15 protein-coding genes are annotated in these 16,283 nt (G+C 61.4%); 4 read left to right on the top strand and 11 right to left on the bottom strand.

The window, feature by feature from the left end; all coding sequences use genetic code 11:
- Positions 1-132: 132 nt before the first annotated feature.
- Both J7J55_06105 and J7J55_06100 read right to left on the bottom strand, forming a co-directional pair.
- A complete protein-coding gene (locus J7J55_06105) occupies positions 133-1,068 on the bottom strand; it encodes an aminotransferase class III-fold pyridoxal phosphate-dependent enzyme (protein ID MCD6142273.1) in 936 nt (311 codons plus the stop codon).
- Positions 1,026-1,547, bottom strand: coding sequence for an aminotransferase class III-fold pyridoxal phosphate-dependent enzyme (locus J7J55_06100; GenBank protein MCD6142272.1), 522 nt, complete (start codon positions 1,545-1,547; stop codon positions 1,026-1,028). Before J7J55_06100 ends, J7J55_06105 begins: the two co-directional genes overlap by 43 nt.
- Positions 1,548-1,608: 61 nt before the next feature.
- On the opposite strand from J7J55_06100, the gene hypB reads away from it, so the two are divergent.
- The 3 genes from hypB to hypF are packed head-to-tail and all read left to right on the top strand — an operon-like array spanning position 1,609 to position 5,091.
- Entirely contained in the window at positions 1,609-2,274 is a 666-nt protein-coding gene (gene hypB / locus J7J55_06095) for a hydrogenase nickel incorporation protein HypB (protein ID MCD6142271.1), read from the top strand.
- Positions 2,253-2,726 carry a hydrogenase maturation nickel metallochaperone HypA gene (locus tag J7J55_06090; GenBank protein ID MCD6142270.1) on the top strand — a complete coding sequence of 158 codons (474 nt, stop codon included), beginning with the start codon at positions 2,253-2,255 and terminating at the stop codon, positions 2,724-2,726. The genes hypB and J7J55_06090 overlap by 22 nt, the downstream gene beginning before the upstream one ends.
- Positions 2,716-5,091 carry a carbamoyltransferase HypF gene (gene hypF / locus J7J55_06085; GenBank protein ID MCD6142269.1) on the top strand — a complete coding sequence of 792 codons (2,376 nt, stop codon included), beginning with the start codon at positions 2,716-2,718 and terminating at the stop codon, positions 5,089-5,091. The genes J7J55_06090 and hypF overlap by 11 nt, the downstream gene beginning before the upstream one ends.
- 17 nt (positions 5,092-5,108) lie before the next feature.
- On the opposite strand, the gene J7J55_06080 is transcribed toward hypF, so the two are convergent.
- Entirely contained in the window at positions 5,109-7,505 is a 2,397-nt protein-coding gene (locus J7J55_06080; GenBank protein MCD6142268.1) for a PAS domain S-box protein, read from the bottom strand.
- 55 nt (positions 7,506-7,560) lie between these two features.
- A complete protein-coding gene (locus J7J55_06075) occupies positions 7,561-8,907 on the bottom strand; it encodes a diguanylate cyclase (GenBank protein MCD6142267.1) in 1,347 nt (448 codons plus the stop codon).
- Positions 8,908-9,053: 146 nt separating this feature from the next.
- On the opposite strand from J7J55_06075, the gene J7J55_06070 reads away from it, so the two are divergent.
- The gene (locus J7J55_06070; GenBank protein ID MCD6142266.1) at positions 9,054-9,554 is read left to right on the top strand and encodes a hypothetical protein; all 501 of its coding nucleotides are present in this window, start codon (positions 9,054-9,056) and stop codon (positions 9,552-9,554) included.
- On the opposite strand, the gene J7J55_06065 is transcribed toward J7J55_06070, so the two are convergent.
- From J7J55_06065 to J7J55_06035, 7 genes are all read right to left on the bottom strand, one after another.
- A complete protein-coding gene (locus J7J55_06065) occupies positions 9,551-10,591 on the bottom strand; it encodes a dipeptidase (GenBank protein MCD6142265.1) in 1,041 nt (346 codons plus the stop codon). The genes J7J55_06070 and J7J55_06065 overlap by 4 nt on opposite strands.
- Before the next feature lie 135 nt (positions 10,592-10,726).
- Positions 10,727-11,497, bottom strand: a complete 771-nt coding sequence (gene nagB / locus J7J55_06060; GenBank protein MCD6142264.1) for a glucosamine-6-phosphate deaminase — start codon at positions 11,495-11,497, stop codon at positions 10,727-10,729.
- Complete coding sequence (nagA, locus tag J7J55_06055; protein MCD6142263.1) at positions 11,481-12,626, bottom strand: N-acetylglucosamine-6-phosphate deacetylase; 1,146 nt, start codon at positions 12,624-12,626, stop codon at positions 11,481-11,483. Before nagA ends, nagB begins: the two co-directional genes overlap by 17 nt.
- Complete coding sequence (locus tag J7J55_06050; GenBank protein ID MCD6142262.1) at positions 12,619-13,755, bottom strand: serine hydrolase; 1,137 nt, start codon at positions 13,753-13,755, stop codon at positions 12,619-12,621. The genes nagA and J7J55_06050 overlap by 8 nt, the downstream gene beginning before the upstream one ends.
- 2 nt (positions 13,756-13,757) lie before the next feature.
- Entirely contained in the window at positions 13,758-14,879 is a 1,122-nt protein-coding gene (locus J7J55_06045; protein MCD6142261.1) for an anhydro-N-acetylmuramic acid kinase, read from the bottom strand.
- 19 nt (positions 14,880-14,898) lie between these two features.
- Entirely contained in the window at positions 14,899-15,804 is a 906-nt protein-coding gene (gene murQ / locus J7J55_06040; GenBank protein MCD6142260.1) for an N-acetylmuramic acid 6-phosphate etherase, read from the bottom strand.
- Positions 15,805-15,823: 19 nt separating this feature from the next.
- Positions 15,824-16,283, bottom strand: a 460-nt coding sequence (locus J7J55_06035; protein MCD6142259.1) for a carbohydrate ABC transporter permease, incomplete at its 5' end; no start/stop codon positions are given.

Raw genomic sequence — 16,283 nt, 5'->3', positions numbered from 1 at the left:
GGACAAGCCCCGCCACTACGAGACATGGTTTGGGCAGTGTTTTCTGTCAAGGGTCAGCCGGCACTTGCACAAGGCGAGACAACGAGAAAATAGTAGATCCTAGTGTTGGATTGCAAGACTTGACCCCAACGGTTAGGCGAGGTAAGGCCCGATCCGCCTGGCGACGCGGCGACACGCATCTCCGAGGAACTGCAGGTCGTCCTCGGTGTGGGCGGTCGTCACCGAGCCTAATCCATGGGTGACATGAACCCCCTCGAGGAGCATGGCGACACGGAGCACCTCCTCTCCGAGGACCAGGTCGCATATCTCCGGGTTGCGTGCCGCGTCCGGACTGCGGGGGACGACTCCCTCGTCGTAGGGGAAGAGGAGCATCGCGCTTGCACTTTCGGGCAGGACCTCGTTCCCGTACCCGGTGCAACGCGCGTAGATCCCCTCGTCCATGAACGCCTTTTCCACGGTGCGGTGAGCGAGGATCGCAAGCTCGGTCAGGCGGGGATAGATCTCGGCTTCGTGCGCGACGAGGTGTTCGAGCATCGTCTTTGCCGCGAGGAGGGATGCGGGATGTCCGGAGTAGGTCCCGCCGGAGAACGCGACCCGCATCCCGCCCTTGCGCCCGGCGAGGGCCATGATCTCCGCCCGCCCTCCGACCGCGGCGACCGGCATCCCACCACCGATTACCTTCCCGAACGCGGCGAGGTCCGGCTGTACTCCGTACATCCTCCCTGTGTCTCCGGCGCGGAACCTGAACCCGGACACGATCTCGTCGAAGATGAGGACCGCCCCGTAGCGCGCGGTGAGGGCACGGGCGGTGCGCAGGAACTCGGGCGCGGCGGGGAGCATCCCCCCGGCCCCGATGAACGGCTCGACGATGAAGCAGGCGATCCGATCACCGTACTCTCGGAATCGATCCTCCAGCATCTCCGCGTCGTTGTACCGGGTGACGACGACCTGCGCGTCCATCGCGTCTGGCAATCCCGCCGTCTCCATCCCCTGGAAGCCGATGTCCCCCTCGAAATGGACCCCCTTCAGTCCCCACGGCTGCGCCCCCACGGCTGTGCCCCGTGCCATCCCCCTCCCACCTTGAGCACGATGTTCCGCCCGGTGTACCCGCGGGCGAGGAGGATCGCGTACATCGTGGCAAGTGTCCCGGAGGTGGTGAACCGGACCCGCTCTGCTCCGGTCGTTCGACAGAGGAGCTCGGCGACCTCGACTTGCAGCCTGTCGGTGAACCCTGTCAGGAGCCCCTGCCCGTCCTGGAAATACCGGGCGAGCGCATCCGTCAGGAACCGCGGGTTGTGACCAAGGATGTTGGCGTGGTGCCCCTGCCAGAAATCAAGGATTCGGTGTCCGTCCTCATCGAGAATCCACGCCCCGTCCGCCCGGACGGGCCGCGGCGGGAACGGGCGCATCAGCCGGAGGGCGTGGCTCCCTCCGTCGACGAGCACGTTCTCCGCCCGCTTGTTCAACCGCGCCGAGGTCGGAAACCGGCGCGCGTACTCATCGCCGAGCTCCCGAAGGAGGCGCGCATGATCCCGTTTTCTCGTCACCCTGTCCTCCTCATTGCGTTCCCAATTTCCACCGCTTATCATCACTCCCGAAGGAGGAGAGATGCATGACATTCGTCTCAACGGAGAGGACATTTTAGCGCGTCAGCTCGAGCTTGCCGAACAAAACTACACCCTCCTCAAGGAGAAGGGGGTCAGGGCGATCAGCGTGATGGGGGCGATCGGGTCCGGAAAGACCCTTCTGATCGAGCGAATCGTGGAGCGGATCAAGCCGTGCGGGTACAAGATCGGGGCGGTGGCCGGGGACACCGCCGGGGACGACGACCATCGCCGCTTCCTCGCCCACGGAATCAACTCCGTCAACCTGAACACCCAGGACGACTGTCATCTCGACGCGCATCGGGTGAGCCATGCCCTCGAGTCCCTCCCGCTCGACGAGCTCGACCTCCTGTTCATCGAGAACGTGGGGAACCTCGTGTGCCCGGCTGACTTCCCTCTCGGGGCGGATGTTGAACTCGTCGTGATCTCGGTCACCGAGGGGGACGACATGATCCGCAAGTACCCGAAGATCTTCGCCCAGACCGATCTCGTCGCCATCAACAAGATCGACCTCGCCCCGGCGGTCGGGGTCGACCCTCAGGTCCTTGTTTCGGACTACAAGCGGGTGAACCCGCATGGCCGCGTCGTCCTGACCGACGCCAGGAACAACCGCGGGATCGATGAACTGATCCGTGCACTGGGGATCGAATGCACGAATACGCAGTGGTGAGCGAGCTCATCGCTGGGCTCCTCCCCCAGCTCGAACCCCATCCCGGCCGGGTGGAAGTCGTCTACCTGAAGAAGGGGGAGATGCGCGTCCTGTCGGAGTGGGCGGTGAAGAGCGCGTTCGAGATCCTGACGAAGGGGACGCGACTGGAGGGGGCACGGCTGGAGATCGAGCCGGTGGAGTGGGCGGTGAAGAGCGCGTTCGAGATCCTGACAAAGGGGACGCGACTGGAGGGGGCACGGCTGGAGATCGAGCCGGTGGAGGCGCGAATCCGCTGCCCGCGCTGCGGTTACACCGGAAAACCGGACTACCTCGACGATCCCGAGTTTCACTTCATCGTCCCGGTGATCACCTGTCCCCAGTGCGGGGCCGAGGTCGAGGTGGTCTCCGGGAGAGAGCTGTACATCGATCGGGTGACGGTCGAGTCGCCCGCACCGACGCAGAATGGAGCGTGAGCGGCGCCGGCTGATCGTCACCGGGGTGGTGCAGGGGGTCGGGTTCCGCCCGTTTGTGTACCGGATCGCCCACGCCCATGGACTCGCGGGATCGGTGTGCAACCGCGGCGACGCCGGGGTGGAGATCGAGATCGAAGGGGACCCACAGGAGATCGAGGGCTTCCTGACCGACCTGCGTGAGAAGCACCCGCCGCTGGCCCGGATCGGGGCGATCAGCGTGGAGGAGATCCCCCCGACCGGAGAAGCGGGATTCAGGATCGTTCCGTCCAAGGACGGGGCAGGGAGCGCCGGGGCGATCCCTCCCGATATCGCGATCTGCGACGAGTGCATCGCCGATATCTTCGGAGATACCCGCTACCGCGGCTACTGGGCGACGAGCTGCACCAACTGCGGCCCCCGGTTCACGGTGATCGAGTCCCTCCCCTACGACCGGCCGCGCACCTCGATGCGCGACTTTCCGATGTGCGCGGACTGCCGTGCCGAGTACACCGACCCGCTCGACCGTCGCTACCACGCCCAGACGATCGCCTGTCCGAGGTGCGGCCCGCGGCTCACGTTCGACGGGACGGATGATGATCCGATCGCGTGCGCCGCTGCGGCCCTGAAATCCGGCGAGATCGTGGCGATCAAGGGGATCGGCGGGACGCACATCGCCTGCGACGCGACGAACGCGGACGCCGTTACGGAGCTGCGTGCCCGCCTCGGCCGGCCGGGACAGCCGTTCGCCCTGATGGCGACCGAAGAGATCCTGCCCCGGATCGCGGAGGTAACGGAGGAAGAATGGGCCCTCCTCCGCAGCCCGCGCCGGCCGATCGTCGTCCTCCGCCAGCGTCCGGGGGCGCTCCCCGAGCAGGTCGCTCCCGGCCTGCACACCGTCGGGGTGATGCTCCCCTACTCCGGGCTGCATCATCTCCTGTTCGCCCAGCTCGAGACCCCGCTTGTGATGACGAGCGCCAACCGGCCCGGGAGCCCGATGCTGATCGAGAACACCCGCATCGAACACGAGCTATCCGGAATCGTTGATCACTTCCTTTTGCACGACAGAAGGATCGTCGCCCGGTGCGACGATTCGGTGGTCAGGATAAGCGGGGGTAACGCGAAGCTCCTGCGCCGTTCGCGCGGTTACGTCCCCGAGGGGTTCCGGATCGACCTTGGGAACGCTCCGATCCTCGCGCTCGGGCCGGAGAGCGATCTTGCGTTCGCCCTCTACTTCGAGGGTCGGGTGACGATGTCCCAGCACATCGGGACGGTCGATGACCTCGACACGTTCGCGTTTCTGCAGGAGGCGATCGGCCACCTGCGCCGGATAACCGGGGCCCCACCCCCGCGGATCGTCGCCCACGACCTCCATCCTGGGTTCATCACCACCCGCTACGCCGCCGAGCTCGCCGCGCTGCACCGGGCCCGCGCCGTCCCGGTCCAGCACCACGTCGCCCATCTCGCCTCCGTGCTGGGAGAGCACGGGCTGACCGAGGCGGTCGGGGTAGTGCTCGACGGCTACGGCTACGGAACCGACGGAACCGCGTGGGGGGGAGAGATCTTCGTGGCCCAGGACGGCAAGATCGTGCGTGCCGGGACCCTATCCCCGGTCAGGCTTCCCGGCGGCGATCTGGCAGCGCGGAAGCCGGCCCGCATGGCGGCCGCCTACCTCCACGCCGCCGGGGTGAAGCAAGAGGAGATCGCAGAGTTTCTGCGGGCGCGGGAGATGGAGGAGATCGAGGTGGAGGTCGTCCTGCATCAACTCGAAACCGGACTGAACTCTCCTGCTACCACGAGCGCCGGGAGGTTCCTCGACGCGGTCGCGGCGCTGATCGGAATCGCCCGGCTCCGCACCTACGAGGGGGAGCCGGCGATGCGGCTCGAGGCCGCGGCGAGCTCGGGACGGGAGATCCATCTCCCGGTGCGAACCGATGAACGCGACGGGCTGGTGATCCTCGACACCGTCTCCGCGTTCCTGGAGCTCTACCGGCGGGTGGGGACGCTCGCCCCGGACGACATCGCGGCGAGCGCGCAGGCATACCTCGCCGACGGGACGGCGCGGATCGCGATCGAGCTTGCACGCGGACTTGGGATCGGAGCGATCGCCCTCTCCGGCGGGGTCGCGTACAACGACGCGATCTCCGGCCGGATTCGGCAGCGGATCGAGGAAGCGGGGATCAGCTACTATACGAACGAACTCGTCCCGCCCGGGGACGGAGGGATCGCGCTCGGCCAGGCGGTGATTGCCTCCGGCGCCCTAGAAGCAGAGGTTCCCGATGCAGCATCCGCTGAGGAGGATCAGGATCCCCAGCCCGAGAAGAACGAGTCCGATCATCCGTGTCATGGGCCTGATTGTAACGCACATCACACCGAACACAACCCCTGAGTCCTCGGAGCTCAGGATCACTGCGAAAACGCGAACCCCTTCTCGAAGACTGCCAGGCAGGCATCGACGACGTCGGGATCGTAGAGCTTCCCCTTGTTCTTCCGAATCTCCCCGAGGGCGGCGTCGATCCCCCGGGCCGGTCGGTACGGGCGGTGCGAGCTCATCGCTTCTACTACGTCTGCGACCGCGATGATCCGCGATTCGAGCCTGATCTCGTCCCCCTTCAACCCCTGCGGGTAGCCGGAGCCGTCCAGTCGCTCGTGGTGCTGAAGGACGATGTCCGCCACCGGCCACGGGAAGTCGATTTCCTTCAGGATATCGTAGGCCTGTTCCGGGTGGGATTTGATGATCGCGTACTCGGCGGCGGTGAGCTCGCTCGGCTTGGCGAGGATCTCGGCCGGGACGGCGAGCTTCCCGATGTCGTGCACGAGACCGGCGTAGCGGATCGCCTCGATCTTATCAGAACAGAGTCCCATCTCCTCTCCGATCGCTGTCGCGAGTTCAGCCACCCGGAGTTGGTGCCCGGCGGTGTAGGGGTCGCGCAGCTCGATCGCAGCAGTCAGGGCGGCGATGATCCCGTCCAGCGTCTGCCGCAGCCGGGCGTGCTCCTGCTCGAGCTCGCGATAGAGCCGCGCCCCCTCCAGGGCGACGGCGACGCCGTCGGCGAGCGATTCGAGGAGTTCCTGGTCCTCCGGACCGAACGCATCGGGCTCCGTGCTCTCCACGTTCAACACTCCGATGGTCCTCGTTCCCACCTTGAGTGGGACGCAGAGCTCGGATCGGTTCTCCTCCCGCACGGGGATGTAGCGAGGATCGCGGGAGACGTCGGGGAGGTATGCTGCAACGCCGGTCTGTGCTACCGCCGCCATTATCCCGCGCTCGGAGGCAAGCGGAAGCTCATGGTATTTCGGATCAACGGCGAGTGAGTGCGCGGCGAGGACCAGTGCCTCCTTCTCGCGATCGATGAGGTAGAGGGAGCAATCCCGCATCCCCAATACTTTCCGCGCCGTCTTCACTGCCTCATCAGCGATCTCTTCAGGGTCGGTGGACAGGGCCAACTGCCGGGTGAGGGAATAGATCGCGTGCAGTCGCTCCTCCATCCGTTTCCGGGCAGTGATGTCGAGGAGCTGGGCGATTGTACGCACTTCCCCTGCTGCGTCACGGATGACACTGGAAGCGGCCTCCACTCGCCGCTTCGCCCCATCCTTTCCTAATACGTTGAACTCGTAGCGGGCTGGGACATCCTCCCCGGCCTGGCGGCGGCGATAGCGCTCGGCCACAAGCTCGCGCGACTCCTCGTCGAGGAACTCGCGAAAGTCGTGACCGATCACTTCATCGCGTTCCCAGCCGAAGATTCGGGTGAGAGAATCGTTCATGTACACGATGCGGTAGTTCGCATCGATCATCATGATCCCGGCGTGCGAGTTTTCGACGATCGAGCGGAATCGCTCCTCGGATTCACGCCGGGCCGCTTCGGCCTCGAGCCGGTAAAGCCCGAACCCAACGTCCTCCGCCAGTTCAGAGAACAGCTCTTGTTCCTGTTTTACCGCAGCATACTCCCGCGGGATCTCAGCCGCGATCAGGCCGTATAGCTTCCCGTCGTACTCCAGGCGGGCGACCAGCTTCCGGTGTTCAGGCGCTTCCCTGAGGAGGGGGCAATCCCCGCACTCGGACGCCGGATCCGCTATCACCACCACTCCCGGCCGTTCGCGGGCACGGCGAGCACATTCCATAAACCTTCCGGATTTGAGCATTCCCTGAACAGCGGTTGCTGCCCTTCCCAGTCCGGAGTGGAAGAATGAGGTCAGGCTACCATCGCTATCGAGCAGGGCGATCCACACGCCCCGGTAGCCACGGGTTTCGGCAAGATCGTCGCACACCCCCTGCAACAGGCGGTTTTTGTCCTTCTCACGCGTGATTAATTGATTCACCTTCCTGATCGCATGCAACACCCGGTTCAGGTGGGTGAGTTGCTCACGCACCCGCACCTCTCCAGTGATCTCCGCCGCTAGGCCGCAGACCGCGATCTCGCTACCGCTCTCATCCGGGATCGGGATCTTGGTCGTCAGGAAGATGCGCTCCTCCCCCGCGAGCGTGATCCGGTCCATGGTGTGAACCGGCTTCCCCGCGGAGAGGACGCGGCGATCGTCGTTCCGCAATGCTTCGGCTTCAGTCGGGAATAGCTCGGAATCGGTCTTCCCGATGATCTGGGTTATGGGGCGGCCGACAAACCGGGCGAACGCAGGGTTGACCAGGATATACCGGCCGTCAACGTCCTTCACGAAGACGATCTCCTGGGCACCAGCAAGGACCGCTCTCAGGATTCTCTCTATTCCACCCGCCCTTCCGGCGACGGCGCGGAACAGCTCCGAAGAAAAATCGACGGGCTCTGTGTGGTTGGAGGCTCCTTCCATTGCTCCCTCTCCTCTCCTTCAATTATCTTAGCAAATTCAAGGTGTGATTGCCAACTCATCGGGATGGATTCGCCCCTTTCTCGGAGTACATGTTGGCGTCGGCGAGCTGGAGGAGACGGGAGAGGGAGAGGTTGTCCTCCGGGGTCCAGGTGGACCAGCCGATGTCGATTCCCAACCCGACCTCGGGGATGCGGGCCGCCGCCCATTCCTCGACGACGCGGCGAAGCCGCTGGGCGAGCGCTTCCACCTGAATCCCGGTCTCAGGGAGGATGATGAGGAACTCGTCTCCACCGTAGCGGATCACCCAGTCGCTCTCCCTGATCTGCTCCTGCACGAGCTGTGCCACCTCGCGCAGGATCTGGTCTCCTGCCTGGTGCCCGAGTCGGTCGTTCACCTGCTTGAACCCACGCAGGTCGGTCATCATCAGGGTGAACGGCCGCTTGTAGCGCTGGGACCGCTTGAGTTCCCGCTGGATCGTCTCGTCGAAATAGTGGCGGTTGAACAGGCCGGTGAGGGGATCGCGGAATGCCTTCTCCTTGAGCAGCGTCTCCGCCTGGATCCGGTCGGTGATGTCGAGTAGATTTAACAGGAGCGCCGGTTTACGCCCGTACTCCATCGCCAGGGACTGCAGCTTCAGCCAGACGATCCGCCCGTCCTTTCTGATCCCGCGCGTCTCCAGTTCGCCGGGGAGGAGCCGGTCGCACGCCTCGCGGAGGGGGGCACGATCGTCGGGATGGAAGAGTTGCCACCACGGCTCGAGCGCGAGGAGCTCCGCGGGGGAGTAGCCGAACAGCTCGATCGCCCGGTCGTTGGCGTACCTGATCCTGCCATCCTGCACGATGAACACCCCGGTCATTGCGTTCTCGGTGAGAAAGCTGAACAGGCGATGGCGCTGGCTCAGGCTCTCCCGCTGACGCGCCTGGGAGAGGGCGATCGCGGCTACCCTGGCGAGTTCCTCCAGCGCGCGGAGGCTTTCCGGGGTCGGTTTCGCCCCGTCACGCGGGTCGTCGACGGAGATCTGCCCCACGATCCGGTCGTCGATCAGGCACGGCACGAGAAGGAGATCGGCGGAGTGCCAACCGTGCGGGTTGATGAACCGACGATGGCTCGGGATGCGCGGCCCGAGCGAATACGGGACGCTTCCGGCCGGGATGTAGTAGGAATTTCCCATGCGGAATACCGGATTGAACTTCTCCCCCCGCACCACCCCACCTCCGGCGATAAACATGCGGATCCCCTGCTCCTCGTCCGGAGTGAGCCCACGGGCGGCATAATCGAGAACGCGGCTCGTGGAGTCAGGGGCGGGGACGAGGGGCTTCTCATAGCATGAGACGAGAGCACGGCGGTACGGAGAGCGGGCGATTACGCTCTCAGCAAGGTCCTCCAGTATCTGTTTGATCATTCCCTCCCCCGGAGCCTGTAAAGCCGTTGCACAAAGATACCACGTCGCGCTCTCCCGCGGCAAGTGGGAGGGAAAAGGGACGATTGTCCTGAATTTTCCGGAACGAACCGCTTCCACTCGTGACACGGGGAAGAGAGACTTGCGTTATGGAACTTGAAGAATGGCTGCACCTCTACCAAGCGATCAGCGGAGCGGCCGGGGACAAGGCGCGGACGTACTGGACGATCGCGGCCGGGTTCCTCCTTGCAAGCTGTCTCCTCGCCTTCCCGATCGCGTTCGTCTCCTTCTCCTACACCGGAGGGGAGGGGCGATACTTCCTCACCGTCCTCGCCGGGATCGGGGCATTACTCTCCTTGATTTGGAGCCTCATCCAATCCCGTGCCTGGCATGAACTCGCCCACTTCGAGGCGCTCCTGCGGAGCATCGAGGGGCAGTTCGCCGGGACTGAGCTTTACCGCGGATTGGCCAAGCTGATCGCCGGAGAGGAAGCGATCCTCCCGGGGAGCGCATGGCGCGGGAAGGAGTGGCAGACGGAGGCGATCCGATTTCGCAAACACGCACGCCTCTCGTATCACTGCCTGATATCCCTGCTCCCTGTGGTGTTCGCCGGGGCATGGATCGCCCTCGCCGTATCGGTCTGGATTTAGTCGGGAAGGACTGCGGTGAAAACGCGGAGAAAGTTCCGATAGCAGACCTTCTCCACCTGGCGGGTGTTCAGCCCGGCCGCAAGGAGGAGATCCGGAATCTTCGCATAGTCAGCGATCCCGTTTATCCCCATCGGGGTGGATGTGATCCCGTCCAGGTCGCCGCCGAGGCCGATCACGTCCTCGCCGCCCACCTTGATCGCATGCCGCACGTGGCGTGCGATCCACTCCGGCTCTGGACGAGGAATGCGGGAGATCTCCTCCATCAGCCGTTTCCTCTCATCCTCGCTGAACCCGGGGGCGATGAACCGCTCCCAGAACGGTAAAGTACGGGCGTAGTACTCCGGGTCGAGGAACGCAGGTGACAGGTTGATCCCCATCACCCCGCCCCGGTCGGCGAGGGCGCGAATCTGCGCATCGGTCAGGTTGCGCAGGGTGGGGGAGAGGGCGCGGCAGTTGGAGTGGCTGGCGATGAACGGGCGGGTAACGAGCTCAAGCACGCTCTCGAATGCGGCGTCGGACAGATGGGAGACATCGACCATCACGCGAAGCTCCTCGGCGAGCTCGATCAGTTTGATCCCCTCAGCTGTGAGCGGGGTGTTCGTGCCGAACGCCGTTCCGGAAAACGGGTTGTCCTTCCACGCCGGGATGATGTCCCGCACCCCGAGATCGTAGAAATGTCGAAGGTTCTCCGCATTTCCCTCCAACGGATCCGCTCCCTCCAGGCCGATCAGCGCCGCGATCGGACCGCCGGCGCACGATTCCTCCAGCTCGGCCGCGGTGCGGACTGTCTTCAGCTTCCCGCCGCTGTCCGCAGCCATCCGCTCGATGGTAGCGATCATCTCCTCGGCCCGGGCGAGTTCGGTCCCCGGGTAGTGCTCGCTCAGCACAAAAACCGCGAATATCTGAGCGCACGAGCCGGCGGAGAGCATCCCGGGGAGAGATACGTGTCCTTCCCCCTCCCCGGTCTGAAAATTAAGCCTTCCGTCGAGGACCTTCTGGACGGTGTCGCAGTGAGTGTCGAAGAATCTCATCGGCACGCGATCAATTCGCTCTCAGCCTCCCTTGGGGAGCATCTTGCCTTGATGCAGACGCAGACGAGGTAGAGGAAGGGCTCATGCCCTCCCCCAACGTCGGCGTTTCCTCCCCTCACGTCCTGAAAGGTGTGGACAATTTCAGGGCCTGTTGCCGGTTATCTTATTTGTTGTCGGCCGGGATCGCAACAGGGAAGCCGCCTCTTGGTCTAGGACCACCGTCACGTCGGGATGAAGTTGCAACACTGAGGCAGGAACCTCTTTAGTGACCGGGCCTTCTATCGCCTTCTTTGTAGCCATGGCCTTTTCTTCGCCCGAGGCTAAGAGAAGGATCCTTCGCGAACGCATGATCGTCTTGATCCCCATAGTTAATGCTTGTGTAGGGACGGCTTGAGTGGGATCACGAAAATGCCGCGCTTCCCGTCTTCTGGTCTCTTCCGATAGGGTTACCAGTCCTACCGTCATGCCCCAATCTACCCCCGGTTCATTGAAGCCGATGTGCCCGTTCGTGCCGATCCCGAGCACCTGGAGGTCGATCCCGCCATGTTGGGCTAGTGCTTCCTCGTAGCGGCGGCATTCCGCAGAGATGTCCTGCGCTGTCCCGTCGAGGATGAACGTGTTCTCCAAGGCGAGATTAACGTGAGCAAATAGCTTTTCGCGCATATAGCGATGGTAACTTTCCGGATGATCAGGGGGAAGACCACAGAACTCGTCGAGGTTAAACGTAACGACCCGGGAGAAATCGATGAGCCCGGATTTGTACATCCGCACAAGGGTAGCATACATCCCGATCGGGGTATCGCCAGTGGGCAAGCCGAGGACGGAGTCCGGCTTGCTCAATACCTGGCGGGCCACGATCCGTGCTGCTTCCCGACTCATTCCTTGATAATCGTCCTTAACGATCACGCGCATAGACCACCTCTCCGCTGATGATCGTGTAGTGGACAGTGAAATCTTCATCGAAGATTACCAGATCGGCGTCCTTGCCAACGGCGATCGATCCTTTATGCTCGTCGATCCCGAGCAGGCGCGCCGGGTTGAGCGTGGCGCAACGCACCGCCTCGGGGAGGGAGCAACCGGTGGCAGCCATGAAGTTCTTCACCGCTTTATCCATGGTGAGCGTGCTCCCGGCGAGCGTTCCATCGGCCAGCCGGGCGGTCGCGTCTTTGACGAGCACCTGCAACCCGCCCAGGCTGTACTCGCCATCGGCGAGCCCGGCGGCGCTGATCGCGTCGGTGATGAGACAGATTTGGTCCGGCCCTTTTGCCTTGTACAGCAGCCGCATCGCCCCGGGATGGACGTGGATCCCGTCAGCGATCAGCTCGGTCATGACGGCAGAAACGAGTGCTGCCCCGACCGCCCCGGGCGCACGGTGGTGAAACTCGCGCATCGCATTGAAGGTGTGGGTGAAGAGCCCGATCCCGCGCTCGATCGCGGCAATGGCCTCATCGTAGGTCGCGTCGGAATGGCCGAGGGATGGGATCGCTCCGATCTCCCTGATGCGGGCGATCAATTTTTCGGCACCGGGGCGCTCCGGAGCAAGGGTGACGATCTTGATGAACCCCTCGTTCCCGGCCACGAGCTCATCGAACTTCTCTACAGATGGATCGATGATGTAGTCAGGGTTATGTGCCCCCTTTCTCTTTTCGGAGATGAACGGCCCCTCGATGTGCATCCCCAAGACCGCGGGATGATCGGCGTGCTTCACCCGATCGATCGTCGCCCTTATCCCGGCGATCGGCGCGGTCACCGTGGTCGGGAGAAGGCCGGTGGTCCCGTGAGATACATAGAAGTCGACGATTTTGCGGATCTCATCCGGGGCAGCATCCTCGAAGTTATGCCCTACGCCGCCGTTCACCTGGAGGTCGATGAATCCAGGTGCGACATAGAGACCTCGAGTATCGATGGTTTGCCCTTTAATTCCCTCCGGAATCCTTCCTAAATGAGCGATGACGCCGCTTTCGACGAGCAAATCCGTGTTCTTGATCTCATTGTGAGAGGGTAAAACAATAGTTCCATTACGGATTAACAATTTATTCATCGACAATCGCCCCCACGCTGATATCATTTATTAATGCCCTTATTCGGGAAATTTCGCCTTTGCCACGCTCGCGCGATGGGTGGACGCGGTTGGTCAAGAGCGCTACGATGAGGTCATTGCGTGGGTCGATCCACAGCGAGGTCCCAGTGAATCCGGTGTGACCGAAAGCCAGCTCTGAAAGCAGGTCTCCGGCCGTGACAGTGCTCTCTCCTTGTAGGAGCCAGCCCAACCCTCTTCGCTCATTCAAGCCCTCAGTCTGAGGTGAAACCATCAACTCAACCGAGCGGGATGACAGTACTCTCTTGTTCCCGTAGTGGCCACCGTTCAAGAGCATTTGAGCATAGATGGCAAGATCGTTTGCTGTAGCGAAGAGTCCAGCGTGGCCGCTTACTCCACCCAGAGCCCAGGCGTTCTCGTCATGAACCGTCCCTACCAACACACCACCCCGCTTTGGATCATCCTCGGTCGGGGCGATCCGCGTGGCAAGGCTCTCCGGAGGATTAAACATCGTATCCTGCATCTGCAGCGGAGAGAAGATCCATTCCCTTCCAAGGGCAGCAAGGTCTTTTCCGGTGATTTTCTCAATGGCCAGCCCCAAGATGATGTAACCAAGGTCGCTATAGATAACGCGCTCTCCCGGGGCACAAATCGGAGTCGCTACAGGCCATCTTTCACTAGTGAGCAATTCCAAAACCTCTTCCCTGTTTTTAGCCAAGGAGAACAATGCAGCCCACGGCGGCAGGCCGGCAGTGTGTGTCAGAAGATGATGAATGGACACACCTCTACCCCATTTAAGAGGAGGTAGAAATCGCGTAATCGGATCTTCCAACCGCCAAGCGCCGTGCTCTGTGAGTAAGAGAGCTAAGGGCACCGTTACCACTACCTTCGTCAACGAGGCAAGATCAAAGATTGTATCAGTGGTCATCTCGCGTCGCGTAGGTTCTTCCATCGCTTGTCCATAGGCCTGATGCTTTACGATCTTCCCTTTTCTTGCAATCAGGACGACGGCCCCGGGAATGCTCCCTACCTCTATCTCTTTTTCCAAGATCCTATCTATTAAGGAAAGACGGTCCCGGTCCATCCCTGCTTCCCGCGGATCGCGGACGGATGAAAGTTGTAATGGGCCCATCTTCACCTCCCCTGGGTTATCTTCCCTAACACTACGGCCCTTTTAGCCCCGGTAGCGGCAGGAACGTTGTTCGGTCGATGGTTCAGGGTCTGGTAGGCCAGGATAGCAAACCCCAGCGCCTCCTTGGCCTCAACCGGGATGCCGTACTCCTGAGTGGTTGTAACCTTTACCCCCACAAGCCGTTCCCCTAGGCCGCGCATAAGGGCGCGGTTTTTAGCCCCGCCACCGCTAGCGATCAACTCGGTGAACTCCCCTAAAAAGAGGCGGCAGTTTTCCACGATCGATTCCACGGTGAACGCCGTAAGCGTTGCCAAAAGATCTTCTGTACTCAGGCCCTTCTGTTGAGCGATGTCAAGGATTTTATCGAGGAAAGCATTTCCAAATTCTTCTCTACCGGTGCTTTTCGGCGGTGCCTTGCGGATGAAGGGGTGTCGCATCAATTCAGCGAGAAGGTCTGAATAAACCCGGCCTTTGGATGCCAGGGCTCCATCTTTGTCATAGCTAAGCTCTCCTTTGGTGAGCCGCTGCATGACCCCGTCGAGGAGCATGTTCCCAGGCCCGGTGTCAAACGCCTTAATCTCCTCTAGCCCTGTCCCAGCGGGGAGATAAGTTACGTTAGCGATCCCGCCGATATTGAGAAGCACTCTGCTTATCTTGGGGCTTGAAAAGAGCACGTAATCCACATAGGGGATGAGCGGCGCGCCTTCGCCTCCAGCTGCGATATCACGGGGGCGGAAGTCACCCACTGTAGTAATCCCCGTGCGTTCGGCGATTACGGCTGGTTCTCCGATCTGAAGCGTCCCTTGGCGCGGAAGATGACAGACAGTCTGCCCGTGACTTCCGATAATCCCGATATCGGAAGGTTTTTTCCCTGCTTTTTCAATGATCTTCAAGGCTGCCGCAGCGAAGATCTCTCCTAACTGAAAGTTCATCGTGCAGAGCTCCCGGGTGCTGCCCGCTTCACAGAGCTCCAACAGATGCTCACGAACGGCAAGTGGGTAAGGATAAGTCTCGTAAGTCAGAAGCCGCACCTTGAGCCTCGGCCGTGCATGCTCTTGCACCTCGGGGATGTCTTCAATCTTGGCCAAGGCCGCAGTAACCCCGTCCATCGAGGTACCAGACATCAAACCAACGACTAAGATTTTAGTCCTCCTTTATTCCAAGTTCCTCTAAGGCCTCACGTACTACACCGTGATGTCGTTCGAGGAGCTTCTTAGCCTTCTCGTATGAAACTTTGCCCTTGAGCATTATCAGGGCTGGTTTAACGGCATAGTTCGCTTGCATGAGGGTCTGTTTGACCAGTTTGGGGTCTTCCCCGGTCAATGTGCGTACCATTTCCTCCGCCCTCCGGCGCAGTTTGCTATTACTTGCTTGGAGATCGATCATGAAGTGATCGTATACTTTACCTAATTTTACCATTGCTGTTGTGCTCAGCATATTTAGAACCAGTTTCTGCGCCGTACCGGCCTTCATGCGAGTTGAGCCTGCGATCACCTCTGGTCCTACCACTACGACGATGGGGATCTCAACTAGACGAGCGAGGGTCGATTGAGGGTTGTTTGTGATCCCGACCGTCTTGATGCTCCTTTGTTTTGCTGCTTCAATAAGGCCGAGGACAAAGGGAGTCTCTCCGCTCGCGCTTATGCCGACGATGAGGTCTTTCTCGCTCATTGTTCGTTCCTCGATCAGTCTTCTGCCTCCATCGCGATCATCCTCGTAGCTCTCTTCGGCCTTGAAAAAGGCGTTCATCCCGCCCGCGAGAATCCCCTGAATGCGTTCCGGTGGGACCCCGAAGGTGGGAGGGCATTCTACAGCGTCGACGACTCCCAATCGGCCGCTTGTACCTGCACCGACGTAGAATATCCGTCCACCACGGCGGTAACTTGTAACAAATGCTTCGACGGCAACCGCAATTTGGTCTATCGCTTGGCCGACTGCCTCCGGAACCTTTTTGTCTTCGGCGTTGATGATGTGCAATATCTCTTCAACCGGCTTGTTGTCTAACCCGTGTGAGGCAGGATTCCTTGATTCAGTGATCCAATCGTTCATTTTGGTTCCCTTCCGTGATCTATTTGACCGCCCCCCTTGTGAGGCCGGCGATGATATTTCGTTGAAAGATGAGGAAGATTGCAAGGATGGGCAGAGAGGAAATACTCGCTGCTGCCATGCTGTGCACATAATCGATCCCGTATTGTGATTGATAGAGGGCCAGTCCCAGGGCCAAGGTTCTGTTACGCTTCGACGCGGTCAGGATCAATGGCAAGAGGAAGGCGTTCCAGCTTGTGAGCGAGGTGTTGATGACCAATACAGCAAGGGCTGGCTTTGCCAATGGCATCAAGACTCTCCAGAATATCTGCCAATCACTTGCCCCATCGATCAATGCTGCCTCATCAAGAGCATGGGGAAGCCCGTCAAAATACTGCTTCATTAAAAAGATCCCAAATCCCTGCACTATCCCGGGTAAGATAAGAGCCCAGAGCGTGTCATAGAGGTGAAGGCGGTGCATCAAGACGAAAATGGGGATCAGC

This window comes from Candidatus Bipolaricaulota bacterium, from assembly GCA_021159055.1.
Taxonomy (GTDB): Bacteria; Bipolaricaulota; Bipolaricaulia; order UBA7950; family UBA9294; genus S016-54.
Note: the sequence above shows the minus strand (reverse complement) of the source record. Positions and strands in the feature narration are given on the sequence as shown.